The 21,514-nt window shown below is 70.3% G+C and carries 21 protein-coding genes; 14 read left to right on the top strand and 7 right to left on the bottom strand.

The window, feature by feature from the left end; all coding sequences use genetic code 11:
* Nucleotides 1-57: 57 nt before the first annotated feature.
* The 4 genes from dnaQ to ACDP63_RS06685 form a co-directional block, all read right to left on the bottom strand.
* Nucleotides 58-777, bottom strand: a complete 720-nt coding sequence (gene dnaQ, locus ACDP63_RS06700) for a DNA polymerase III subunit epsilon (RefSeq protein WP_024842804.1) — start codon at nucleotides 775-777, stop codon at nucleotides 58-60.
* A complete protein-coding gene (coaE, locus tag ACDP63_RS06695; RefSeq protein WP_024842803.1) occupies nucleotides 770-1,366 on the bottom strand; it encodes a dephospho-CoA kinase in 597 nt (198 codons plus the stop codon). The genes dnaQ and coaE overlap by 8 nt, the downstream gene beginning before the upstream one ends.
* Nucleotides 1,363-2,211: a shikimate dehydrogenase gene (locus ACDP63_RS06690; protein ID WP_024842802.1), complete on the bottom strand. Its 849-nt coding sequence runs from the start codon at nucleotides 2,209-2,211 to the stop codon at nucleotides 1,363-1,365. The genes coaE and ACDP63_RS06690 overlap by 4 nt, the downstream gene beginning before the upstream one ends.
* 152 nt (nucleotides 2,212-2,363) lie before the next feature.
* Nucleotides 2,364-2,810: an RrF2 family transcriptional regulator gene (locus tag ACDP63_RS06685; protein ID WP_024842801.1), complete on the bottom strand. Its 447-nt coding sequence runs from the start codon at nucleotides 2,808-2,810 to the stop codon at nucleotides 2,364-2,366.
* Nucleotides 2,811-2,964: 154 nt separating this feature from the next.
* On the opposite strand from ACDP63_RS06685, the gene ACDP63_RS06680 reads away from it, so the two are divergent.
* The 9 genes from ACDP63_RS06680 to ACDP63_RS06640 all read left to right on the top strand — a co-directional run bounded on the left by ACDP63_RS06680 (nucleotide 2,965) and on the right by ACDP63_RS06640 (nucleotide 10,169).
* Nucleotides 2,965-4,182: an NAD-dependent epimerase/dehydratase family protein gene (locus ACDP63_RS06680; RefSeq protein WP_024842800.1), complete on the top strand. Its 1,218-nt coding sequence runs from the start codon at nucleotides 2,965-2,967 to the stop codon at nucleotides 4,180-4,182.
* Nucleotides 4,179-5,033, top strand: coding sequence for a glycosyltransferase (locus tag ACDP63_RS06675; protein ID WP_409927872.1), 855 nt, complete (start codon nucleotides 4,179-4,181; stop codon nucleotides 5,031-5,033). The genes ACDP63_RS06680 and ACDP63_RS06675 overlap by 4 nt, the downstream gene beginning before the upstream one ends.
* Nucleotides 5,030-5,851 (top strand): NAD-dependent epimerase/dehydratase family protein, encoded by an 822-nt coding sequence (locus ACDP63_RS06670; protein ID WP_147427433.1) that lies wholly within the window; start codon nucleotides 5,030-5,032, stop codon nucleotides 5,849-5,851. The genes ACDP63_RS06675 and ACDP63_RS06670 overlap by 4 nt, the downstream gene beginning before the upstream one ends.
* A 242-nt stretch (nucleotides 5,852-6,093) precedes the next feature.
* Entirely contained in the window at nucleotides 6,094-6,546 is a 453-nt protein-coding gene (locus tag ACDP63_RS06665) for a GAF domain-containing protein (protein WP_024842797.1), read from the top strand.
* Nucleotides 6,524-6,919: a GFA family protein gene (locus tag ACDP63_RS06660; RefSeq protein ID WP_024842796.1), complete on the top strand. Its 396-nt coding sequence runs from the start codon at nucleotides 6,524-6,526 to the stop codon at nucleotides 6,917-6,919. Before ACDP63_RS06665 ends, ACDP63_RS06660 begins: the two co-directional genes overlap by 23 nt.
* Nucleotides 6,920-6,968: 49 nt before the next feature.
* Entirely contained in the window at nucleotides 6,969-7,595 is a 627-nt protein-coding gene (locus ACDP63_RS06655; protein WP_024842795.1) for a LysE family translocator, read from the top strand.
* On the top strand, nucleotides 7,592-8,239 hold the full coding sequence (locus tag ACDP63_RS06650) for an RluA family pseudouridine synthase (protein WP_024842794.1): 648 nt from the start codon (nucleotides 7,592-7,594) through the stop codon (nucleotides 8,237-8,239). Before ACDP63_RS06655 ends, ACDP63_RS06650 begins: the two co-directional genes overlap by 4 nt.
* Nucleotides 8,240-8,313: 74 nt before the next feature.
* Nucleotides 8,314-9,246: an MBL fold metallo-hydrolase gene (locus ACDP63_RS06645; RefSeq protein WP_024842793.1), complete on the top strand. Its 933-nt coding sequence runs from the start codon at nucleotides 8,314-8,316 to the stop codon at nucleotides 9,244-9,246.
* 86 nt (nucleotides 9,247-9,332) lie between these two features.
* Nucleotides 9,333-10,169, top strand: a complete 837-nt coding sequence (locus ACDP63_RS06640; protein ID WP_024842792.1) for an oxaloacetate decarboxylase — start codon at nucleotides 9,333-9,335, stop codon at nucleotides 10,167-10,169.
* Here ACDP63_RS06640 and truB read toward each other — a convergent pair.
* The 3 genes from truB to rbfA are packed head-to-tail and all read right to left on the bottom strand — an operon-like array spanning nucleotide 10,166 to nucleotide 12,225.
* Nucleotides 10,166-11,062 carry a tRNA pseudouridine(55) synthase TruB gene (gene truB, locus ACDP63_RS06635; RefSeq protein WP_028709791.1) on the bottom strand — a complete coding sequence of 299 codons (897 nt, stop codon included), beginning with the start codon at nucleotides 11,060-11,062 and terminating at the stop codon, nucleotides 10,166-10,168. The two genes, ACDP63_RS06640 and truB, sit on opposite strands and share 4 nt — an antisense overlap.
* Before the next feature lies 1 nt (nucleotide 11,063).
* On the bottom strand, nucleotides 11,064-11,819 hold the full coding sequence (locus ACDP63_RS06630) for a phosphodiester glycosidase family protein (protein ID WP_024842790.1): 756 nt from the start codon (nucleotides 11,817-11,819) through the stop codon (nucleotides 11,064-11,066).
* The gene (gene rbfA / locus ACDP63_RS06625) at nucleotides 11,809-12,225 is read right to left on the bottom strand and encodes a 30S ribosome-binding factor RbfA (protein WP_024842789.1); all 417 of its coding nucleotides are present in this window, start codon (nucleotides 12,223-12,225) and stop codon (nucleotides 11,809-11,811) included. The genes ACDP63_RS06630 and rbfA overlap by 11 nt, the downstream gene beginning before the upstream one ends.
* Before the next feature lie 69 nt (nucleotides 12,226-12,294).
* Here rbfA and dapB point away from each other — a divergent pair, with 69 nt between their 5' ends.
* The 5 genes from dapB to addA are packed head-to-tail and all read left to right on the top strand — an operon-like array spanning nucleotide 12,295 to nucleotide 21,511.
* Nucleotides 12,295-13,101 carry a 4-hydroxy-tetrahydrodipicolinate reductase gene (gene dapB, locus ACDP63_RS06620; RefSeq protein ID WP_024842788.1) on the top strand — a complete coding sequence of 269 codons (807 nt, stop codon included), beginning with the start codon at nucleotides 12,295-12,297 and terminating at the stop codon, nucleotides 13,099-13,101.
* Between the two features lie 24 nt (nucleotides 13,102-13,125).
* Entirely contained in the window at nucleotides 13,126-14,544 is a 1,419-nt protein-coding gene (tsaE, locus tag ACDP63_RS06615; RefSeq protein ID WP_024842787.1) for a tRNA (adenosine(37)-N6)-threonylcarbamoyltransferase complex ATPase subunit type 1 TsaE, read from the top strand.
* Nucleotides 14,541-15,212, top strand: a complete 672-nt coding sequence (locus ACDP63_RS06610; RefSeq protein WP_024842786.1) for a nucleotidyltransferase family protein — start codon at nucleotides 14,541-14,543, stop codon at nucleotides 15,210-15,212. The genes tsaE and ACDP63_RS06610 overlap by 4 nt, the downstream gene beginning before the upstream one ends.
* Nucleotides 15,205-18,147: a double-strand break repair protein AddB gene (gene addB, locus ACDP63_RS06605; RefSeq protein ID WP_409927871.1), complete on the top strand. Its 2,943-nt coding sequence runs from the start codon at nucleotides 15,205-15,207 to the stop codon at nucleotides 18,145-18,147. The genes ACDP63_RS06610 and addB overlap by 8 nt, the downstream gene beginning before the upstream one ends.
* Nucleotides 18,137-21,511 (top strand): double-strand break repair helicase AddA, encoded by a 3,375-nt coding sequence (addA, locus tag ACDP63_RS06600; RefSeq protein ID WP_409927870.1) that lies wholly within the window; start codon nucleotides 18,137-18,139, stop codon nucleotides 21,509-21,511. The genes addB and addA overlap by 11 nt, the downstream gene beginning before the upstream one ends.
* Nucleotides 21,512-21,514: the final 3 nt, after the last annotated feature.

Genomic DNA, 21,514 nt, shown 5'->3' with positions numbered 1-21,514 from the left:
TCGGTTGCCGGCCCTGCGGAGGAAACCCGCTTCCCCGCGGGCAAGGTTCCGGCCCTTCTAGTGCTTCCCGTCCCCATAGCGCAGCCAGACCGCCTTTTCGCCCAGTTTCGCGACGAAGGCGGCATGGGCCTCGGCCTCGGCCTCGGTGATGCGGGGGGCAAGCGGGCGCGGCCTTTGCCCCCGTGGGGCGGCGCCGCCCTGCATCCGCGCCCCGGCGCCCGAGCCGCCGTGCAGAGGCCCGGTCTCCAGCACCAGCCCCGGCTGACGGCCGCCGCGCAGCGCCAGATAGACCTCGGCCAAAAGCTCGCTGTCCAGCAGCGCGCCATGCAGCGTGCGGTCCGAATTGTCGATGCGGAAGCGCCGGCACAGCGCGTCGAGCGAGTTCTGCGCGCCGGGAAACTGGCTGCGCGCCAGTTCCAGCGTATCGACCGCCCGGCTGAAGGGCATGACCGGATAGCCGCAAAGCCGCAGCTCGGCGTTCAGGAATTTCATGTCGAAGCCGGCATTGTGGATCACCAGCCGGGTGTCCTCGCCGATGAAGGCAACGAAATCCGCCGCGATCTCGGCGAATTTCGGCTTGTCGCGCAGGAAATCGTCGCCCAGTCCGTGCACCTCGAAGGCCTCCTGCGGCATCGGGCGCTCGGGGTTGATATAGACGTGGAAGGTGCGTCCGGTGGGCAGGTGGTTCATCAGCTCGACCGCGCCGATCTCGACGATGCGGTCGCCGGTATCGGGGTCGAAGCCCGTGGTTTCGGTATCGAGAACGATCTCACGCATGGGGCCGTTCTGCCATGATCCGGGCGCAGATGTCCACGATGGCCGCGCGCGCGCCGTCCAGCGTGTCCGAGGGGATCAGGAAATCCGCCCGCCTGCGCTTTTCCGCATCCGGCATCTGCCGCGACAGGATCATCTGGAAATCCGCCTCGGTCATGCCGGGGCGGGCCAGCACCCGCGCCCGCTGCACCTCGGGCGGGGCCGAGACCACCGCCACCCCGTCCATCTGGCGCTCGGACCCGCCCTCGAACAGCAGCGGGATGTCCAGCACCACGATGGGCGCGTCCTGGTGCGCGGCGATGAAGCCGGCGCGGTCCTCGGCCACCAGCGGATGCACGATGGCCTCCAGCCGGGCAAAGCCCGAGGGGTCGGTGGCCAGCGCCTCGCGCAGCGCGGCGCGGTCGATGCCGCCATCCCGCAGCACGCCGGGAAAGGCGGCGGCCACCGGCGCGACGGCCGCGCCGCCGGGCGCGTAAAGCCGATGCACGGCCGCATCCGCGTCCCAGACCGGATGGCCCAGGTCGCGGAACATCTGCGCGGCGGTGGATTTCCCCATGCCGATGCCGCCGGTCAGGCCCAGCCGGTAGGTCATGCCAGCACGATCCGGCGCAATTCGTCATCGACCTCGGGGCGCTGGCCGAACCAGCGCTCGAAGCCGGGCGTGGCCTGGTGCAAGAGCATGCCCAGCCCGTCCACGATTTCGCAGCCGCGCGCCTGGGCCTCGGTCAGGAAGGGGGTCATCAGCGGCGTATAGACCAGGTCCGTGACCAGCGTGCCCGGCGCCAGCGCGTCCAGCGGCACCCGCAGCGGCGGCTTGCCCTGCATGCCCATCGAGGTGGCGTTGACCACGGTCATCGCGCCTTCCAGCATGTTGCCGGCCTGCGCCCAGTCATAGACCACGACCTTGGCGCCGAACTCGGACCGGATCTGTTCGGCCCGGATGCGGGTGCGGTTGGCGATACGCAGCTCGGGCACCCCGCTTTCCAAGAGCGAGGCGACCACGGCCCGCGCCGCGCCGCCCGCGCCGATCACTGCGGCGGGGCCCAGGCCGGGGATCCAGTCCGGCGCGTGCTGGCGGATATTGGCGATGAAGCCGTAGCCGTCGGTATTGTCGGCATGGATCTTGCCGTCGGCGCGGAAGATCAGCGTGTTCGCCGCCCCGATCAGCGCGGCGCGGTCGGTGACGACATCGGCCAAGGCCAGCACGCTTTCCTTGTGCGGGATGGTGACATTGGCGCCGACGAAACCCATGTGTGGCATGGCGCGCAGCACCTCGGCCAGATGTTCGGGCATCACCGGCAGCGGCACGTAATGCCCGGCGATGCCATAGCGTTTCAGCCAGTGCCCGTGCAGCCGGGGCGAGCGGGAATGGGCAATGGGCCAGCCGATGACCGCGGCAAGGGGCGCGTGCTTGGGGGCGGGCGTACTGTCAACCATGGCAGACCTGCGGTGCTTTCTCAGGGGCATCGCCCCGGCATCGGGATGGATCGAATGTCGCGTCACAACTGCTATCGGGCTGCCCTGGGGTCAAGCCGTATCGCCCTTCGCGACCTGGGCCATGGCAAGAATGCAACCCCCGTGGGCCGGGTTCAGACCACGCTCATCTCGGGCAGGCCGCCCTCGGCCACCAGATCCTCCAGCGTCAGCGACTCGATCAGCAGCAGATAGGACCAGAACACCTGGCCGAACATGCGGCGCAGCCGGCAGGTGGCCTCGTCCGTGCAATCCTCGCAGCGTTGATAGGAGCGGCGCGACAGGCAGGGCAGCGGCGCGATGGGCCCGTCCACCTGGCGCAGCAATTCGCCGATGGAAATCTCGTTGGGCCGCTTGATCAGCACATAGCCGCCCGCCCGGCCGCGGCGCGAGCCGACATAGCCGGCGTTGCGCAGCTCCAGCATGATATGCTCCAGAAAACGCTTGGGCGCGCCGGACCGCTGCGCGATCTCCTCGATCGTCAGGGCATTGCCGCCGGCGGCGACCTCGTCTGCCAGGGCCATCAGCGCCTTGATGGCATATTTCGTCTTCTGCGAGATCATAAAGGGAATCCTTAGTGTTCGCCGTGCCGTCATGCAACGATTTCGGCAAGAAATCGCAGGGCACCGCGCCTTCTGTTCAGGAACCATCGCCAAAACGCCATCGTTTTGTCACATTGACCGCGCATTTCTGCGGGGCAACATCAAGGAGTAGCTCATGCGCATCGCAGTTCTTGGCGGCGACGGGTTCGTCGGCTGGCCGACCGCCCTGCACCTGTCCAACCTGGGCCATGACATTCATATCCTGGACAACCTGTCGCGGCGCTGGATCGACACCGAACTGGGCGTGCAGTCGCTGACGCCGATGGATTCGATCCAGGAACGCTGCCGGATCTGGCACCAGCAGACCGGGCGGCGGATCCATTTCCACCTGCTGAACCTGGCCACGGAATACGAGCGGCTGAAGGCCTGGCTGGCCGAGCATCGCCCCGACGCAGTGATCCATTTCGCCGAGCAGCGTGCCGCGCCCTATTCGATGAAGACCGACCGCCACAAGGTCTATACGGTCAACAACAACATCAACGCGACGCATAACCTGCTGGCGGCGCTGGTGGAAACCGGCATCGACGCGCATCTGGTGCATCTGGGCACCATGGGGGTCTATGGCTATTCCACCATCGGCGCCCCGATCCCCGAGGGCTATCTGGACGTGTCCATCGACACGCCCGCCGGCCCGCGCGCGCAGCAGATCCTGTATCCGACCCGACCCGGCTCGGTCTATCACATGACCAAGAGCCTCGATCAGATCCTGTTCCAGTTCTATGCCCAGAACGACGGGCTGCGCATCACCGACCTGCACCAGGGCATCGTCTGGGGCACCCATACCGACCAGACCCGGCGGCACGAGCAGCTCATCAACCGCTTCGACTACGACGGCGACTATGGCACGGTGCTGAACCGTTTCCTGATCCAGGCCGCCATCGGCTATCCGCTGACCGTGCATGGCACCGGCGGCCAGACCCGCGCCTTCATCCACATCCAGGATTCGGTGCGCTGCATCGCGCTGGCGCTGCAAGACGCGCCGCAATCGGGCGAGCGGGTGCGCATCTTCAACCAGATGACCGAGACGCATCGCGTCCGCGACCTGGCCGAGCTGGTCGCGCGCATGACCGGGGCCGAGGTCGCCTATCTGCCCAACCCGCGGAAAGAGGCCGACGAGAACGAGCTGGTGGTCAGGAACGACCAGTTCCTCGCCCTGGGCCTCAAGCCGATCACCCTGGCCGAGGGGCTTCTGTCCGAGGTGGTGGACGTGGCGCGCAGATATGCCCATCGCATCGACCGCTCGCGCGTGCCCGCCGTTTCGGCCTGGACCCGCGACATCGCCCAGCGGATCGAGCATGATCCCGAAGGCAAGAGGCTGCGTTCGGTATCGTGACCGCGGAAGGCATCCACCCGACAGGCAAGGCGCGGTCCGACCGCGCCTTTGTCACCTTGGCGACCAATCGCGACTATGCGACCGGGGCGGCGGCGCTGTTCCGGTCGCTGCGCCGGACCGGCACGACTGCCGACCTGGTCCTGCTTTACACCGACCTGCCCCCCGACGCGGTCGAGGGGCTGCGGGCGCTGGGCGTGCGCCCGGTGCGGGTGGACCTGCTGCCCACATCGGACGGGTTCAACGCCCTGCATGCCCGCGACCGGCTGCACGGCGCCGCGCCCTTCACCAAGGGCGAAAAGCCGCCCTTTCACACGCCCTTGGACAATTTCGCCAAGCTGCGGCTGTGGCAGCTGGATTACGACCGCGTGGTGTTCATCGACGCCGATGCCATCGTGCTGCAGAATATCGACCGGCTGTTCGACTACCCGGAATTTTCCGCCGCACCGAACGTCTATGAAAGCCTGGCCGATTTCCACCGGCTGAACTCGGGCGTCTTTACCGCCCGGCCCTCGGCGGCGACATTCGAGGCCATGCTGGCCCGGCTGGACCAGCCCGGCCGGTTCTGGCGCCGCACCGACCAGACCTTTCTGGAAAGCCACTTCCCGAACTGGCACGGGCTGCCGGTCTTTGACAACATGCTGCAATATGTCTGGCTGAACCTGCCTCAGCTGTGGCGCTGGCAGGACATCCGCGTGCTGCATTACCAATATGAAAAGCCCTGGCAGGATCACGCCAAGGCCGAGGCCCTGCGCCCGCTGGTCGAACTGTGGCGCGCCCATGCCGGCGACGGGCCGGTGCCCGATCCGCGCGACCTGCCGCCTCCGCCCGGCAGCGCATCCGGTGCGGCATGAGGATCGCGCTGACCGGCGCCTCGGGGCTCGTCGGGCGCTGGATCCACCGCGTCGCGGTGCAGGCGGGACATGAGGTCGCCACCCTGCCCGGCTGGCGCCTGGGCGATATCCCGGACCTGGGCGGCTGCGACGCGCTGGTCCACGCCGCCTTCCAGCACGTCCCCGGCCGCTATCGCGGCGGCGAGGGCGAGGATGCGCAGGGCTTCATCCGCGCCAACCTGGACGGCTCGCTGCTGCTGTTCCGGGCGGCGCGGGACCGGGGCGTCGGGCGGGTGGTCTTCCTGTCCTCGCGCGCCGTCCATGACGGCCATCCCCAGGGCATGGCGCTGCCCGACGGGCTTTCTCCGGCCCCGACCAGCCTTTACGGCCAGGTCAAGGCCGAGGCCGAGGCGGCGCTGGCCGCCATGGCCGCGCCGGATTTCCGGGCCGCCAGCCTGCGCCCGACCGGGGTCTATGGGCCGGGCCTGCCGCAGAAATGGGCCGGGCTGATCGGGGATTTCCTGCGCGGCACCACGCCGCCGCCGCGCGTCGCGACCGAGCTGCATGGCGCCGACCTGGCCCGCGCCGTGTTGCTGGTGCTGGAGGATGCGGCCATGGCCGGCAGCTACAATGCCAGCGACCTGGTGCTGGACCGTCGCGTGTTGCTGGCCGAGGTTTCCCGCCTGACCGGCTGCACGACGCCCCTGCCCGCCCGCGCCGATGCCGCCGCGCTGCGCCGCCCGATCTGCGCGCGGTTGCAGGCGCTGGGCTGGCAGCCGGGCGGCATGGCGCTGCTGCGCCGGGATCTGCCGGCGATCCTGGATGACTTGCAGCCATAGGCAGACCTTCCCCGATCCGGTTCCGCCGGTTGCGGCAGGACGCGCCCTTGCGCAAAAGCGCGGCCTGTCATGGGCGTCCTGTGGTTCCGGTCGGTCTTTGCGGTGATGGCCGGCATCATCCTGGCCTGCCAGGGCGCCATGCCGGCGGGGCTGGGCGGCCCGGCGATACCGGGGCGGCTGGTGCATATGCCCAACCACTATGGGCCCGTGACAGGCCCGTCGCGCCCGGCTAGTCTGGCGCCATGCCCGATTACGACGACCTTGCCGCCCGCATCCGCGCCCTGACCCATGGCGAGACCGACGAGGTCGCGCTGATGGCGACGCTGGCCTGCGAAATCCACCACTCGGACGCGCGTTTCGACTGGACCGGATTCTATCGCGTCACCGCGCCCGAACTGCTGAAGATCGGCCCCTACCAGGGTGGCCACGGCTGCCTGGTGATTCCCTTCTCGCGCGGGGTCTGCGGCGCGGCGGCGCGGACGCGGCAGACCCAGCTGGTGCCGGATGTCGAGGCTTTCCCGGGCCATATCGCCTGTGCCAGCTCGACCCGCTCGGAACTGGTGATCCCGGTGATCGGCAAGGGCGGGCGGCTGATCGGCGTGCTCGACATCGACAGCGACCGGCCCGACGCCTTCACGCAAGAGGATGCAGACCGCTTGCAGGAGATCCTGGATGACACATTCGGACGCGACTGAATTCACCGGCCATTGCCTGTGCGGCGCCATCCGCTTCCGCGGCACCTATGACGCCGGCAACGACCTGAAGGCCTGCCATTGCAGCCAGTGCCGGCGCTGGTCGGGGCATTACTGGGCGGCGATCCTGCCGAAATCGCTGGAAATCCAGGGGCAGCCGAGATGGTATCGCGCCTCGGAGATCGCCCGGCGTGGCTTCTGCCCGGACTGCGGCAGCTCGCTGTTCTGGCAGCGCGACGGGTCCGAGATCATCGACGTGGCGGCCGGCGCCATCGACAGCCCGACCGGGTTGCGCCTGCTGGGCCATATCTTCGTCGCCGACAAGGGCGACTATTACGATATTGCCGACGGGCTGCCGCAGGATCCGCGCGAATAGTTGACGCCGCGCGCCGCCCGGCCTAGGCGGCAGGAAAAGGGGGCGCGCGATGATCTGGGACACGCTGGCGAATTTTCCGTTGCAACAGCTTCTGGCCTTCATGGCCGGAGCCCTGGTGCTGAACCTGGCGCCGGGGCAGGACGTGTTCTTCGCCAGCGCCTGCGGCATCCAGAACGGGCCGCGTGCGGGTGCGCTGGCCGGCTTCGGCGTCGGGCTGGGCGTGATCTGCCATGTGACGATGGCGACGGTCGGCCTGGGCGCGCTGGTCGCCGCCCATCCCGGCGCGCTGGTCGCGATCAAATATGCCGGCGCCGCCTATCTGCTGTTCCTGGCCTGGAAAAGCTGGAACGCGGGCGAGGTCGATCCCCGCGCCCGCGCCGCCAGCCGGCCCTGGAACATCATCCGGCGCGGCGCGCTGTCCAACCTGCTCAATCCCAAGCCGGTGCTGTTTCTGCTGGCCTTCCTGCCGCAATTCACCAAGCCGGAATACGGCCCGGTCTGGCAGCAGATCCTGGGGCTGGGGCTGATGTTCACCCTGTCGGGCACGCTGGTCACCATGGGCTATGGCGTGGTCGGCGGCCTGGCCGGCCAGGTGATCGGCAAGCGGCTGGGCATCGTGAACCGCATCGCGGCGGTGATGTTCGCGGGCCTGGCGCTGCGGCTGGTCTGGAAATGAGCTTTCTCTACCAGCCCACCGACGAACAGCCGCGGGTGATCCATGCCGATCACGAGATCCTGGTGGTCGAGAAGCCGGCCGGCCTGCTTTCGGTCCCCGGCCGGGGCGAGGACCGCGCCGATTGCCTGATCGAGCGGCTGCGGGGCGCCTTTCCGACGATCCTGCTGGTGCATCGGCTGGACATGGATACCTCGGGCGTCATGGTCTTTGCCCTGACGCCGCATGCGCAGCGCCACCTGTCCCGGCAATTCGAGGACCGGCGCACGAAAAAGACCTATGTCGCGCGGCTCTGGGGCCGGCTGGAGCCCAAGACCGGCACGGTGGACCTGCCGCTGATCGTCGACTGGCCGAACCGGCCGCGGCAAAAGGTCGATCACGAACAGGGCCGGCCGGCGCAGACCGATTGGCGGGTGGTCAAGGCCAGCGATGCCGAGACGCGGGTGCGGCTGATGCCCGTCACCGGCCGCAGCCATCAGCTGCGCGTGCATATGGCCGAGCTGGGCCACCCGATCCTGGGCGATCCGCTTTATGCGACCGGGGCGGCGGCGGATTTTCCCCGGCTGATGCTGCATGCCGAAAGCCTGCGCTTCAAGCATCCCGAAACCGGGGTCATGCAGGGCTTTACCGCCCCGGCGCCGTTCTGAGCGGTCACGCAGGTTTCATGCCGGAACCCGCCCTCCTCGCGTAAGGTTGCAAAAGAACCAAGCAGGAGGGAGAGATGTTCAGGACCGATATCAGCCGCCGCCAAGCCATGCTCATCGGCGGCGCATTGCCCATGACGCTGGTGCTGCCGGCGCATGCGCAGACCGCCGCCCAGCCCGCGGGCGAGGCGCCCGCCTTTCCGGGCCGTGCCCATACCATCCAGCTGGGCGGTTTCGAGGTGACGACGCTGCTGGGCGGCGGCGGCATGAGCGACAATCCGATCGAGACCTTCGGCCTCAATGCCGACCCGGCCGAGTTCGAAAGCCTCAGCGCCGAGAATTTCATCCCCGCCGACCGCAGCGCCGGTTCGTTCACCCTGACCTTGGTGCGCACGCCCGATGCGCTGGTGCTGTTCGATACCGGCATGGTTCCGGCCAACAACGCCGCCTCGATGGCGCAGGCCGGGCTGACGCCCGAGGACGTGACCCATGTCGTGCTGACCCACATGCATCCCGACCATATCAGCGGCCTGATGGATGGCGAGACCCCGGCCTTTCCCAACGCCCAGCTGATCCTGCCCCGGCCCGAGAACGATTACTGGGCCGCCAATCCCAGCGAGGCCTATACTGCCAAGGTGGTGCCCCTGCTGGAGCAGGCGCAGCAGATCGAGGGGACCGAGGAAATCCTGCCCGGCATCCAGGCCGAGCAGGCGCATGGCCACACGCCCGGCCACACCACCTATCTGCTGGAAAGCGAGGGGCAGCGGCTGCTGATCTCGGGCGACAGCTTCAACCACTATGTCTATTCGGTGCAGCGCCCGGCCTGGCATGTGCGCTTCGACGTGGACAAGGAACAGGGCGCGGCCACGCGCCAGGCGGTGCTGGCCCGGCTGGCCGAAGAGAAGATCCCCTTCATCGGCTATCACATGCCCTTCCCGGCGCTCGGCTTCATCGCCCCGAACGGCGAAGGGTCGTATCGCTTCGTGCCGGCGACCTATCAGTTCGGCTGAGAGCCGAAGCCTGGGGCCGAGAAAATCGTTCACAATTTGTTCCGGCCTGCTAGAGTCGCGCGGGAGTTCCTTGCAGGAGAGGCGCGATGCCGGACCAACAGGCGAAGTTCGAGGCGCTGAAGGCGCTGCACGAGGCGGAGGGCGCCTTCGTCATGCCCAATCCCTGGGATGCGGGCTCGGCCCGGCTGCTGGCCAGCCTGGGGTTCCAGGCGCTGGCGACCACCAGCGCCGGCTATGCCTTTTCCAAGGGCAAGCCGGATTCCATCGCCGGGCTCGGGCGCGAGGAGATCCTGGACAATGCCGCCGAGATCGTCGGCGCGACCGAGCTGCCGGTCTCGGCCGATCTGCAGGATGGTTTCGGCGCAGCGCCGGAAAGCTGCGCCGAAACCATCCGGCTGGCCTGTCGGGTGGGGCTGGTCGGCGGCTCGATCGAGGATGCGACGGGGGATGCCGCCGATCCGATCCACGACCTGTCCCTGGCGGTCGAGCGCATCCGGGCCGCGGCAGGGGCGGCGCAGGGCCTGCCCTTCCTGCTGACCGCGCGGGCCGAGAACTTCCTTTGGGGCCGGCCGGATCTGGATGACACGATCCGGCGGCTGCAAGCCTTTTCCGAAGCCGGGGCGGATGTGCTTTATGCGCCGGGCCTGCCGGACCTGCAGGCGATCCGCACGGTCTGCGCCGCGCTGGACAAGCCCGTCAACGTGGTCATGGGGCTGTCGGGTCCGACCTGGTCGGTGGCCGAGCTGGTGCAGGCCGGGGTGCGGCGGATCAGCGTCGGCGGCTCTTTCGCGCGGGCGGCGCTCGGCGCGCTGATGCGCGCCGCCGAGGAGGTCCGATCCGCCGGCACCTTCACCTATGCCGCCGAGGCCCTGCCCGGCGCAACCGTCGCCCGGATCATGGCGCCCGGCGGCGAGGAGGTTTAGCCCAGGTTGAACACCCGCGAGGGCTGCACCTCTCCGCCCATGTAGCGGCCGATGCACAGCGCCCGGCCGTTGCGGCTGACCCAGACCTCCTCGCCGAATTCGGCATGGCCCAGCACCTGGCCGGGATTGCCGTTCAGGATGCGGGTGGCGCCCATCTCGGTCGCCTGCATCTCGGGCAGGTCGGCCAGCGCCGCCTGCAGGGGCAGCAGCGCCGCCTCGATCTCGGCCTGGTTGGCGCGGTCGATGCGGTCGAAGGCAAAGCCGTCCCCGGCCTCGAACGGCCCCGACCAGATGCGGCGCAGCTGCGCGACATGGCCAAGGCAGCCCAGCTTGCGGCCCAGGTCGCGGGCGATGGCGCGGACATAGCCGCCCTTGCCGCAGACCATGCGCAGCTCGGCGCTGTCCTGCGCCGCGCCCAGCAGTTCCAGCGAGTCCACCCAGAGCGGCCGGGCGGCAAGCTCGACCACCTCGCCCTCGCGCGCCAGGTCATAGGCCCGCGCGCCATCGACGCGCACGGCCGAGACGGCGGGCGGAACCTGCATGATCTCGCCGGTGAACTCCGGCAGCGCGGCGCGGATCGCCGCCTCGTCCGGGCGCGCGTCGCTGGTCTTCACCACCGCGCCCGAAGCGTCGTCGGTGGTGGTCTCGGCGCCCCAGTTCACCGTGAAGTCATAGGCTTTCAGCGCCTCGGCCAGGATCGGCACGGTCTTGGTCGCCTCTCCCAGCGCCACGGCCAGCACGCCGGTCGCGTCCGGGTCCAGCGTCCCGGCATGGCCGGCCTTCTTCGCGTCCAGCGCCCAGCGGACCTTGCTGACCACATCGGTCGAGCCGATGCCCGCCGGCTTGTCCACGATCAGCCAACCGTGGATCTCGCGTCCCTTTTTTCGCGCCATTCTAGTTCTGTCCTACATATCCGATGATCGGCCCCAGCCGCCGCCCGAAATCGGCGCGGCCCAGGCTTGGGGCGTATAGCCGCGAAATCGAGCCGTCGAAATACAGCGCATCCCGCGCCCCCAGCCCGTCGCGGAACAGCCGGCCGAACTGGTGAAAGGTCACCGCCCGGTCCGAGATGGCGAACCATGCCGTCTGCCCGTCCGGAGAGACGCCGACGCCGTTCCTGATATAGCGGCTGTCGCTGTCCACCAGGAAACGCGGATGCAGCGCGCCGTCGATCACCAGCATCGGCCCCGATTGCGTGGCGATCCGGCATTCCGGCGCGGCCCTGGCAAAGGCCCGGCTTTCGATCACCTGATAGGGCCGGGCGCCGCCGGTGCAGAACACGCCGTTCGGCAGCATGCCGAAATTGCCGCCGCCGGCGGCCGTCACCAGCTCGTGCTGGCTGACGCCGTCGCTGACGTAAAGCCCGACCGGGGTGAAATCCGGGTGATACATGCCAGCATTCATGGCAAAGCCCAGCACCTCGCCCTCGGCCAGCATGCGGCGCACGGCGGTGAAATCGCCCAAGACCCGGCCGTCCGGGCCGTTCAGCCACAGCCGCAGCCCCGGCTCCTGCCCGGCATCCAGCGTGCAGATCACATAGCCCTGCCCGTCGAAGTCGCGCTTTTCGCAGATCCCGGCCATGGCGGGCAGGGTCATGGCGACCAATGCGCCGATGGCCAGCCCCAGCCGGCGCCTAAGGTCAATCTTCATCGTCTTCCGGATGCGATTCGACGTCGCGGCGCACCCGGTCCTCGGACAAGAGGCGGCGGGTGTCGTCCATGCGGTCGAAGGTCTCGTCGAGGACAAAGCGCAGTTGCGGCGCGTATTTCAGCGTCATCGCCTTGGCGACCAGGTGGCGCAGCTCGCCCGCGTTGCGGCGCAACGCGGCCAGCGCCTCTTCTGCACCCTGCCCGCCCAAGGGCAGCACATAGGCGGTCGCGACCTTGAGGTCGGGCGAGGTCCGCACCTCTCCGACCGTGATCGAATGCCGGTTCAGGTCGGGATCGTGGACATCCCCCCGCAGGAGGACGTCGGAAAGCGTGCGGCGGATCAACTCGCCCACGCGAAGCTGGCGCTGCGAGGGGCCGGTGCCGGAATGAAAGCGGTTCTGTGCCATGCGCGCAGATGTAGGGGGTCGCGGCCCGCGCCGCAACGGGATAGACATGCCGGAAACGGGGGATCGAGCATGGAAAAACCGGGAATCGTCATCACGGGCGCGTCGGGCCGCATGGGGCAGATGCTGGTGCGCACCGTTCTGGGGTCGGATCAGGCCCGCCTTGTCGGCGCCATCGAGCGCGAGGGCAACCCCTGGGTCGGCCGCGACCTGGGCGAGGCGATGGGCGGCGCGGCGCTGGGAATCACCGTCACCGACGATCCGGTCGAGGCCATCGCCAAGGCGCAGGCAGTGATCGACTTTACCGCCCCGGCGGCGACGGTGGCCTTCGCGGAACTGACCGCGCAGGCCCGCGCCGTGCATGTGATCGGCACCACCGGCTTCGAGCCCGCCCATCTGGACAAGCTGAAGGCCGCCGCCCGCCACGCGCCGATCATCCGCGCCGGCAACATGAGCCTGGGCGTCAACCTGCTGGTCGGGCTGACCCGCAAGGTCGCCGCCGCCCTGGGCGAGGACTGGGACATCGAGGTGGTCGAGGCGCATCACAACCGCAAGGTCGATGCGCCCTCGGGCACCGCCCTGATGCTGGGCGAGGCCGCCGCCGCGGGGCGCGGCCACAGCCTGGACGAGTTGCGCACCCCGGCGCGCGAGGGCATCACCGGCACCCGCGCCCCCGGCTCGATCGGGTTCAGCGCCATCCGCGGCGGCGATATCGTGGGCGAGCATGACGTGATCTTTGCCACGGCGGGCGAGCGGGTGGTGCTGCGCCATGTCGCCACCGACCGGGCGATCTTCGCCCGCGGCGCTCTGCGGGCGGCGCTGTGGGGCCAGGACAAGGGGCCGGGCGAATATGACATGGCGGATGTGCTTGGTCTTTGAGCCTCTAGCGTCTAGGTTCACGCCATGACCCTGCTTGCGACGCTTGACGATGCCGATGCCGACCTGACCGCCTGCCTGGCGCGGGTGATGGCGGCCGTGCTGAAGCCTGGCGACGTGGTGGCGCTTCAGGGGCCGGTCGGCGCCGGCAAGACTCATTTCGCCCGCGCCTTCATCCGCGCCCGCCAGGGCGAGGCGGCCGAAGAGGTGCCCAGCCCCACCTATACCCTGGTCCAGACCTATGCCGACCCCCTGGGGACCGAGATCTGGCACGCCGACCTATACCGCCTGACCCATCCCGAGGAACTGGCCGAGCTTGGCCTCGACGAGGCCATGCGCGAGGCCATCGTGCTGGTCGAATGGCCCGAGCATGGCAGCCCGCTGGAGGGTGCGCTGACCGTGGGGCTGGAGCCGCTGGCCGATGCGCCCGAGCTGCGCCGCATCACCCTGGCAGGGTCCGAGCCGCATTGGGGCCTGATGACCCGCCTGCCCGCCATCGCCCGGCTGATCCACCGCGCCGGCTGGGCCGGGGCGCGGCTGGTCCCGCTGGCCGGCGACGCCTCGTCGCGGCGCTATTTCCGGCTGGTCGAGGATGACGGGCGCAGCGCGGTGCTGATGGATGCCTCGCCCGGCGTGACCGCGCCCTATGTCGCCATGACGCAATGGCTGCGGGCGCTGGACCTGCACGCGCCCGAGATCCTGGCCACCGACCAGGCGCAGGGCCTGCTGCTGATCGAGGATCTGGGCGACGACCTGGTGGCCCGCGTGCTGGAACAGCAGCCCGAACTGGCGCCGCGCATCTATGACCGCATGACCGACCTCTTGGTGCGGCTGCACGGCCACGAGCCGCCGGATTTTGTCTTGCGCCTCGACGGGCCGGAACTGGCGCATCAGGTCGGGCTTTTCGCCGAATACTATCCCGCTGCCGCCGGTGCGCCCGGCAAGGGCGCCGAGGTCGCCGCGGTGATCGAGCGGCTGCATGCCGAACTGGCCGCCGACATGCCCCCGGTTCTGGGCCTGCGCGATTTCCATGCCGAGAATGTCGTCTGGCGGGACGAGGCGCCGCTGGGCCTTCTGGATTTCCAGGACGCGGTGGCGGTGCATCCGGCCTATGACCTGGTCTCGGCGTTGCAGGACGCGCGCCGCGACGTCGCGCCCGAGATCGAAGAGGCGCAGATGGCCCGCTACATCGCCGCGACCGGGGTGGACGAGGCGCGGTTTCGCGCCGCCTACGCGCTCTTGGGCGCGCAGCGCAACCTGCGCATCATGGGCATCTTTACCCGGCTGGCGCAGCGCGAGGGCAAGCGGCGCTATCTGGCGATGATGCCGCGCGTCTGGGCGGCGATCCGGCGCGACCTGGCGCATCCGGCGCTGGCGCCGCTGGCCAAGGCGCTGGAAGGCGTCCCCGCTCCCACGCCCGAGGTGATCGAGGGCATCGCCGGATGAGCCTGCCGCTGATGATCTTCGCCGCGGGCAAGGGCACCCGCATGGCGCCGCTGACCGATACGCTGCCGAAACCGCTGATCCCGGTCGGAGGCCGGACGCTGCTGGACCGGGCGCTGGCCTTGGGGCGGCAGGCGGGCGCCGGGCCGGTGGTGCTGAACATCCACCATCTGGGCGGCCAGATCCGCGATCACCTCGCCGGGCAGGGCATTGCCATTTCCGATGAAACCGACCTGCTGCTGGAAACCGGCGGCGGCCTGCGCAAGGCGCTGCCGCTGCTTGGCCCCGGCCCTGTAATCACGATGAACCCGGATGTGGTCTGGACCGGCCCGAACCCGGTCCGCGCCCTGCTGGAAGGCTGGCGCGACGATATGGACGCGCTGCTGATGCTGGTGCCGCTGGACCGGACCCATGGCCGGCAGGGCGGCGGCGATTTCAGCCTCGGCCCGGCGGGCCGGCTGATCCGCAAGGGCGACCTGGTCTATGGCGGCGTGCAGATCATCCGCCCCGAGCGTCTGGCCGAGATCCCCGAACAGGTGTTCTCGCTCAACCGGCTCTGGGATCTGATGATCGCCGGGGGCCGTGCCTATGGTCTGATCCATCCCGGCGCATGGTGCGATGTCGGCCGCCCCGACTGCATCCCGCTGGCCGAGGCGCTGCTCGATGCCTGACTGGCAGAGCGGTGTCTTCGCCCTGCCCTGCGGCGCCGACTTTCCCGGCGCCTTCGCCGACGGGCTGATCCGGCGCATGGTCCACCGTCCGCCGCAGGACATGGCGCGGGTCACGGTCTATGCCAATTCCGGCCAGTCGCTGATGGCGCTGCGCCAGGCCTTCATCCGGCGCGGGCCGCTGCTTTTGCCGCAATTGCGGCTGATCGCCGACCTGGGCGGCGGCGCGGCCACGGCGCCGCTGGCGCGCCGGCTGGAGCTGGGCCGGCTGATCGACGCCGCGCTGCGCGCCGATCCCGACCTGGCGCAGGGGCAATCGGTGCCGGAACTGGCTGCCTCGCTGGCGGCGCTGATGGCCGAGATGCAGCTGGAGGGGCTGGACGCGCAGGCGCTGGACCGCATCGACGCCAGCGAACACGCCCAGCATTGGGGCCGGGCGCTGGCCTTCCTGAAGATCGCCGCCGGCTATTACCTGTCCGACCCGCCGCAGGACCGCGAATCGCGCCAGCGCGCCGCGGCAGAGGCGCTGGCCGCCGCCTGGGTGCGGGGCGAGATGCTGCCGCAGGGCCCGGTGGTCGTTGCCGGCTCGACCGGCTCGCATGGCGCGACGCGGGACTTCATGCGCGCCGTCGCCCGGTTGCCGATGGGCGCGGTGGTGCTGCCCGGCTTCGATGCCGACCTGCCGCAGGCGGTCTGGGACGGGCTCGACGCGCTGTCCGAGGATCACCCGCAGGCGCGCTATGCGCCGCTGCTGGCCGAGTTCGGCGCGCCGGCGGAATGGCTGCCCGGAACGGCGCCCGACCCGGCGCGCAACCGGCTGATCTCGCTGGCGCTACGCCCGGCGCCCGTCACCGACCAATGGATCGAGGAAGGCCCGCGCCTTGGCCCGCTGGTCCCCGCGACCGAACGCCTGACCCTGATCGAGGCCGAGCAGCCGGGGCAGGAGGCCGAGGCCGTGGCGCTGGTCATCCGCGAGGCGCTGGAGCGCGGCCAGCCGGTGACGCTGATCGCCGCCGACCGGATGCTGACCCGCCGCGTGCAATCGGCGCTGGACCGCTGGGGCATCATCCCCGACGATTCCGCCGGCCAGCCCTTGCCGCTGACCGCGCCCGGCCTGTTTTTGCGCCATGTCGCCGACCTTTTCGGGGCCGAGATGATGCTGGACGCGCTCTTGGTGCTGCTCAAGCATCCGGTCACCGCCACCGGCCTTGGCCCCGATTACCGGCGCGAACACAACCGCCATAGCCGCGACCTGGAGCTGCACCTGCGCCGCAACGGACCGGCCTTTCCCGACGGCGCGGCGCTGCGGGAATGGGCGGATCGTGGCGACGCCTCCAGCAAGCCCTGGGCGCTGTGGCTGGCCGGGCTGCTCGACCGCATCGTGCCGCTGGCGCAGGACCGCGCGCCGCGGCCCTTGGCGGATCGGCTGCGCGAGTTGCGCGCCCTGGCCGAGGATCTGGCCGCCGGTCCGGGCGGCGATGCCGATGCCTCGGAGCTTTGGGCCAAGAGCTCGGGCGGGCTGGCGCGGTCGGTGCTGGACCACCTGGCCGCCCATGCGCATCTGGGCCACGACCTGCGGCCGGGCGAGTTCTGCGACCTGCTTTACGACGAATTGCAGGGCCAGGCCGTGCGTCAGGACGTGGCTGCGCATCCGCTGGTCCGCTTCCGCGGCCCGCGCGAGGCGCGCACCGAGGCGGTGGGCAAGGATGCCGGGCTGGTGATCCTGTCGGGCCTGAACGAGGGCGGCTGGCCGCAGGCGCTGCCGCCCGATCCGTGGTTGTCGCGGCCGATGCGGCTGGCCGCCGGGCTGACCCTGCCCGAGCGCCGGGTGGGCCTGGCCGCGCATGACTTCCAGCAGGCCGTGGCGGCGGCGCAGGTGGTGCTGACCCGCGCCCGCCGCGACGCCGAGGCCGAGACCATCCCCTCGCGCTGGCTGAACCGGCTGGTGAACCTGCTGGGCGGATTGCCCGATCAGCAGGGGCCGCAGGCGCTGGCGGCGATGCGGGATCGCGGCCGGCGCTGGCTGGACCTGGCCGAATTGCAGGCCCGGCCGCGCATGCGGCTGGCGCCGGCGCCGCGGCCCTCGCCCCTCCCGCCGCCGCCGGCGCTGCGCGAGCTGTCGGTGACCGAGGTCAGGACGCTGATCCGCGACCCCTATGCTGTCTATGCCCGCCGGGTGCTGGGCCTGCGGGCGCTGGACCCCTTGCGCCCCGAACCCGACGCGGCCGAGCGCGGCAATGTCCTGCATCACATCATGGACCGCTTCCTGCGCGGCCTGCCCGATCTGCCCGAGACGCCGCCGGTCATGAAGGCGCGGCTGCTGGCGATTACCGACGCGGTGCTGGAAGCCGAGGTGCCCTGGCCTTCGGCCCGGCTGTTCTGGCGGGCGCGGATCGCCGGCATCGCCGACCGGCTGATGGCGGACGAGGCCGAAAGGCTGGCGCACGGCCGGCCCGTCCTGGTCGAGGAATATGGCGCAGAGGCCGTCCCCGGCCTGGATTTCCGCCTGATCGCCCGGCCCGACCGGCTGGACCTGCTGCATGACGGCCGGGTGCATGTCTATGACTACAAGTCCGGCAAGCCGCCGACCGACAAGCAGATCGCGCATTTCGACAAGCAATTGCCGCTGGAGGCCGCGATGGTCCGGCACGGCGCCTTCAAGGCGCTGGGACCGGCCGAGGTCGAGGGCATCAGCTATATCCAGCTGGGCGGCGAGGGGAAAACCGAAAGCCGCGAGTTCAGCCCCGGCTTCGCCGAGGAAAGCTGGGCCGGCTTCGTCACCCTGATCCGCCGCTATCTGGACGGCGAGCGCGGCTTTACCGCCCGGCTGGCCATGGAACGCAGCGACCATGCCAGCGATTACGACCACCTGTCGCGGCATGGTGAATGGGACACGACCGAGGTCGCGGCCCCGCAGAGGTTCGGCGATGATGGATGAGGCGACGCTGGCGCAGGTGCGGGCGGCGGACCCGCATCGCTCGACCTGGCTGACGGCCAATGCCGGTTCGGGCAAGACGCGGGTGCTGACCGACCGGGTGGCGCGGCTGCTCTTGGCCGGGACCGCGCCCGAGCGCATCCTGTGCCTGACCTATACCAAGGCCGCGGCGACCGAGATGCAGAACCGCCTGCTGGCGCGGCTGGGCCAATGGGCCATGCTGCCCGAGGCGGAACTGCGCGCCGAACTGGCGCGGCTGGGCGAGGCGGGCGCCCCCGACCTGCCCGCCGCGCGCCGGCTGTTTGCCCGCGCCATCGAGACGCCGGGCGGCCTCAAGGTCCAGACCATCCACAGCTTCTGCGCCGGCGTCCTGCGCCGCTTCCCGATCGAGGCCGGGGTGCCGCATGGCTTCACCGAGCTCGACGACCGCAGCGCGGCGCTGATCCGGGCCGAGATCATCGAGGACATGGCCCGCGAGCGCGCGCCCGAGCTGGAGGATCTGCTGGCGCTGCATTCCGGCGAAAGACTCGACGCTTTCCTCGCCGGTCTGCGCGGGTTCGAGGCCCCCGCCGACCGGGATGCGCTCTGGACCGCCTGCGGGCTGGCGCCGGGCGAGGACATGCAGGCGCTGCTGGCGGAATGCTTTGCCGACGGGGCCACGGTCATTGCCGCGCTGATCCCGCATCTGCTGAAAAGCGGCGCGAACGACCAGAAGGCGGCGGCGAAGCTGGCGCCCGGCAACTGGGCGCAGCCGGGCATGGCGGAACTGGCGATCCTGGAATCCGTGCTGCTGACCGGGGCAGGCGCCAAGGCGCCGTTCACCGCGAAATACGACAGCTTCCCGACCAGGGCGCTGCGCAGCGGCCCCTGCGCGGAACTGATCGATGACCTGGCGATCCTGATGGAGCGGGTCGAATCCGCCCGCCCGCGCCGCATCGCGCTGGCCCATGCCGAGCGCACGCTGGCGCTGCATCGTTTCGGCCATGCCTTCCTGACCCGCTACCGGGCGCAGAAGGCCGCGCATGGCCATCTGGATTTCGACGACCTGATCGACCGCACCGCGCGGCTCTTGTCGGAAAGCAGCATGGCGCAATGGGTGCTGTTCCGGCTGGACGGCGGCATCGACCATATCCTGGTCGATGAGGCGCAGGACACCAGCCCGGCGCAATGGCAGGTGATCGAGCGGCTGACCGACGAGTTCACCTCGGGGCAAGGGGCGCGCGACCAGACGCGCAGCCTGTTCGTGGTGGGCGACCCGAAACAGTCGATCTATTCCTTCCAGGGTGCCGATATCGCGGTGTTCGAGGCCCGCCGCACCGGCTTTGCCCAGGCCTTCGAGGCGGTGCAGAATCCCATGCAGGTGCTGGAGCTGCGGCATTCCTTCCGCAGCTCGACCGCGATCCTGTCGCTGGTCGATCAGGTCTTTGCCGGCGATGCGGCGCGCGGCCTGGGCGATCCGCCGCAGCACCGCGCCTTTCGCACCGCGATGCCGGGCCGGGTGGACCTGTGGCCGGCGATCCCGAAGCCCGAAAAGCCCGAGCCGGGCGACTGGACCGATCCGGTGGACCAGCCGGCCGAAAATTCGGAAACCGTGCAACTGGCCCGCGCCGTCGCCGACGCCATCGGCAAGATGCTGGGCCAGCCGATCCATGACCCCAAGACCGGCGCGGTGCGCCGCATCCGCGCCGGCGACGTGCTGATCCTGGTGCAGCGCCGCTCGGACCTGTTCGCCGAGATCATCGCGGCGCTGAAATCGGCGAACCTGCCCGTCGCCGGCGCCGACCGGCTGAAGCTGGCCGGAGAGATGGCGGTGCAGGATATCCGCGCCCTCTTGTCGGTGCTGGCCACGCCCGAGGACGACCTGTCGCTGGCCGCCTGCCTGCGCTCGCCGCTGTTCGGCCTGACCGAGGAGGAGCTTTACCGCCTCGCTGCCGGGCGCAGGCGCGGCGAATACCTGTGGCGGCGGCTGCGCGAATCGTCGCATCGCCATGCGGTCGAGCTGCTGGCCGACCTGATGGGCCAGACCGGCTTCATGCGCCCCTATGACCTGATCCAGCGCCTGCTGATCCGCCACGGCGGGCGCGAGCGGCTGATCGCCCGGCTGGGCCCCGAGGCGCAGGACGGCATCGACGAACTCTTGTCGCAGGCGCTGGCCTATGAAAGCTCGGAGACGCCCTCGCTGACCGGCTTCCTGGTCTGGCTGACCGGCGATGATGTCGAGGTGCGCCGCCAGCCCGGCTCGGCCGGCGATGGCGAGGGGCTGATCCGGGTGATGACCGTGCACGGCTCGAAGGGCCTGGAAAGTCCCATCGTCATCATGCCCGACTGCGCGCAGCGCCGCTCCCCGCGCGAGGCGCCGGTGCTGCCCGGCCCGGACGGGCTGTCCCTGTGGCGCGGCCGCAAGGGCGAGCGGCCCGATCCGGTCGAGGAACTGGCCGCGCTCCAGACCGAGCGGCAGCTGCAGGAACGCAAGCGGCTGCTCTATGTCGGTCTGACCCGCGCCGAAAGCTGGCTGATCGTCGCCGCGGCGGGCGAGACCGGCGCGGCCGAGGACAGCTGGCACGCCATGGTCGAGGCCGGCATGGGCCGTGCCGACCTGGCCGAGACACGCTTGCCCGCGCCCTGGGGCGGCGAGATCCGGCGGCTGTCCTTTGGCGACTGGCCCGAGGACGCGCCGCGGCCGGTGCTGTCGCAAAGGCCCGCGCTGGCCGAGCCGGACTGGCTGCGCGCCCCGCCGCCGCCCGCCCCCGCAAAGGTCCGGCCCGTTGCCGCGACGGCGCTGGGCGGGGCCAAGGTGATCGGTGCGCCCGGCGAGGGCGATGCGGCGGCGGCGATGCTGTTCGGCACCCGCCTGCATCTGCTGCTGGAGCATCTGCCGGGCCGCGATCCGGCCGGTTGGCCCGCCCTGGCCCGCGACGTTCTGGCCGATGCCGAGGGCGGCCTGCCCGGCCCCGAGGAACTGGCGGCGCTGCTGGCCGAGGCGCGCGCGGTGATCGAGGCGCCGGACCTGGCGCAGGTCTTCGCGCTGTCCGACGCAGCCGAGCTGCTGTCCGAGGTGGCGCTGGCCGCGCCGCTGCCGGGCATCGGCACCCTGACCGGTGCGGTGGACCGGCTGGTGGTGGAACCGGGCCGCATCCTGGCGGTGGACTACAAGTCGAACCGTGAAGTGCCGGATGCGCCCGAGGCGGTGCCGCTGGGCATCCTGCGCCAGATGGCCGCCTATCGCGCGGCGCTGCGGCTGATCTGGCCGGGGCGGCGGGTCGAGGTCGCGGTGCTCTGGACCGCCTCGCGCAGCCTGATGGCGCTGCCCGACGCCTTGCTGGATCGGGTGATGGCGGGCCTTGACCACAACCGCCCCGGTGCCTAGCTG

It is taken from the genome of Paracoccus sp. P2 (genome assembly GCF_046335115.1).
Lineage (GTDB): Bacteria > Pseudomonadota > Alphaproteobacteria > Rhodobacterales > Rhodobacteraceae > Paracoccus > Paracoccus pantotrophus.
The sequence above is the reverse complement of the archived record's forward strand: the minus strand, read 5'-3'. Positions and strand labels throughout refer to the sequence as shown.

Excerpts from the sequence above, each read along its gene's own strand:
- dnaQ (WP_024842804.1), bottom strand. The coding sequence starts at position 777 with ATGCGTGAGATCGTTCTCGATACCGAAACCACGGGCTTCGACCCCGAT.
- coaE (WP_024842803.1), bottom strand. The coding sequence starts at position 1,366 with ATGACCTACCGGCTGGGCCTGACCGGCGGCATCGGCATGGGGAAATCC.
- ACDP63_RS06690 (WP_024842802.1), bottom strand. The coding sequence starts at position 2,211 with ATGGTTGACAGTACGCCCGCCCCCAAGCACGCGCCCCTTGCCGCGGTC.
- ACDP63_RS06685 (WP_024842801.1), bottom strand. The coding sequence starts at position 2,810 with ATGATCTCGCAGAAGACGAAATATGCCATCAAGGCGCTGATGGCCCTG.
- ACDP63_RS06680 (WP_024842800.1), top strand. The coding sequence starts at position 2,965 with ATGCGCATCGCAGTTCTTGGCGGCGACGGGTTCGTCGGCTGGCCGACC.
- ACDP63_RS06670 (WP_147427433.1), top strand. The coding sequence starts at position 5,030 with ATGAGGATCGCGCTGACCGGCGCCTCGGGGCTCGTCGGGCGCTGGATC.
- ACDP63_RS06665 (WP_024842797.1), top strand. The coding sequence starts at position 6,094 with ATGCCCGATTACGACGACCTTGCCGCCCGCATCCGCGCCCTGACCCAT.
- ACDP63_RS06660 (WP_024842796.1), top strand. The coding sequence starts at position 6,524 with ATGACACATTCGGACGCGACTGAATTCACCGGCCATTGCCTGTGCGGC.
- ACDP63_RS06655 (WP_024842795.1), top strand. The coding sequence starts at position 6,969 with ATGATCTGGGACACGCTGGCGAATTTTCCGTTGCAACAGCTTCTGGCC.
- ACDP63_RS06650 (WP_024842794.1), top strand. The coding sequence starts at position 7,592 with ATGAGCTTTCTCTACCAGCCCACCGACGAACAGCCGCGGGTGATCCAT.
- ACDP63_RS06645 (WP_024842793.1), top strand. The coding sequence starts at position 8,314 with ATGTTCAGGACCGATATCAGCCGCCGCCAAGCCATGCTCATCGGCGGC.
- ACDP63_RS06640 (WP_024842792.1), top strand. The coding sequence starts at position 9,333 with ATGCCGGACCAACAGGCGAAGTTCGAGGCGCTGAAGGCGCTGCACGAG.
- truB (WP_028709791.1), bottom strand. The coding sequence starts at position 11,062 with ATGGCGCGAAAAAAGGGACGCGAGATCCACGGTTGGCTGATCGTGGAC.
- ACDP63_RS06630 (WP_024842790.1), bottom strand. The coding sequence starts at position 11,819 with ATGAAGATTGACCTTAGGCGCCGGCTGGGGCTGGCCATCGGCGCATTG.
- rbfA (WP_024842789.1), bottom strand. The coding sequence starts at position 12,225 with ATGGCACAGAACCGCTTTCATTCCGGCACCGGCCCCTCGCAGCGCCAG.
- dapB (WP_024842788.1), top strand. The coding sequence starts at position 12,295 with ATGGAAAAACCGGGAATCGTCATCACGGGCGCGTCGGGCCGCATGGGG.
- tsaE (WP_024842787.1), top strand. The coding sequence starts at position 13,126 with ATGACCCTGCTTGCGACGCTTGACGATGCCGATGCCGACCTGACCGCC.
- ACDP63_RS06610 (WP_024842786.1), top strand. The coding sequence starts at position 14,541 with ATGAGCCTGCCGCTGATGATCTTCGCCGCGGGCAAGGGCACCCGCATG.
- addB (WP_409927871.1), top strand. The coding sequence starts at position 15,205 with ATGCCTGACTGGCAGAGCGGTGTCTTCGCCCTGCCCTGCGGCGCCGAC.
- addA (WP_409927870.1), top strand. The coding sequence starts at position 18,137 with ATGATGGATGAGGCGACGCTGGCGCAGGTGCGGGCGGCGGACCCGCAT.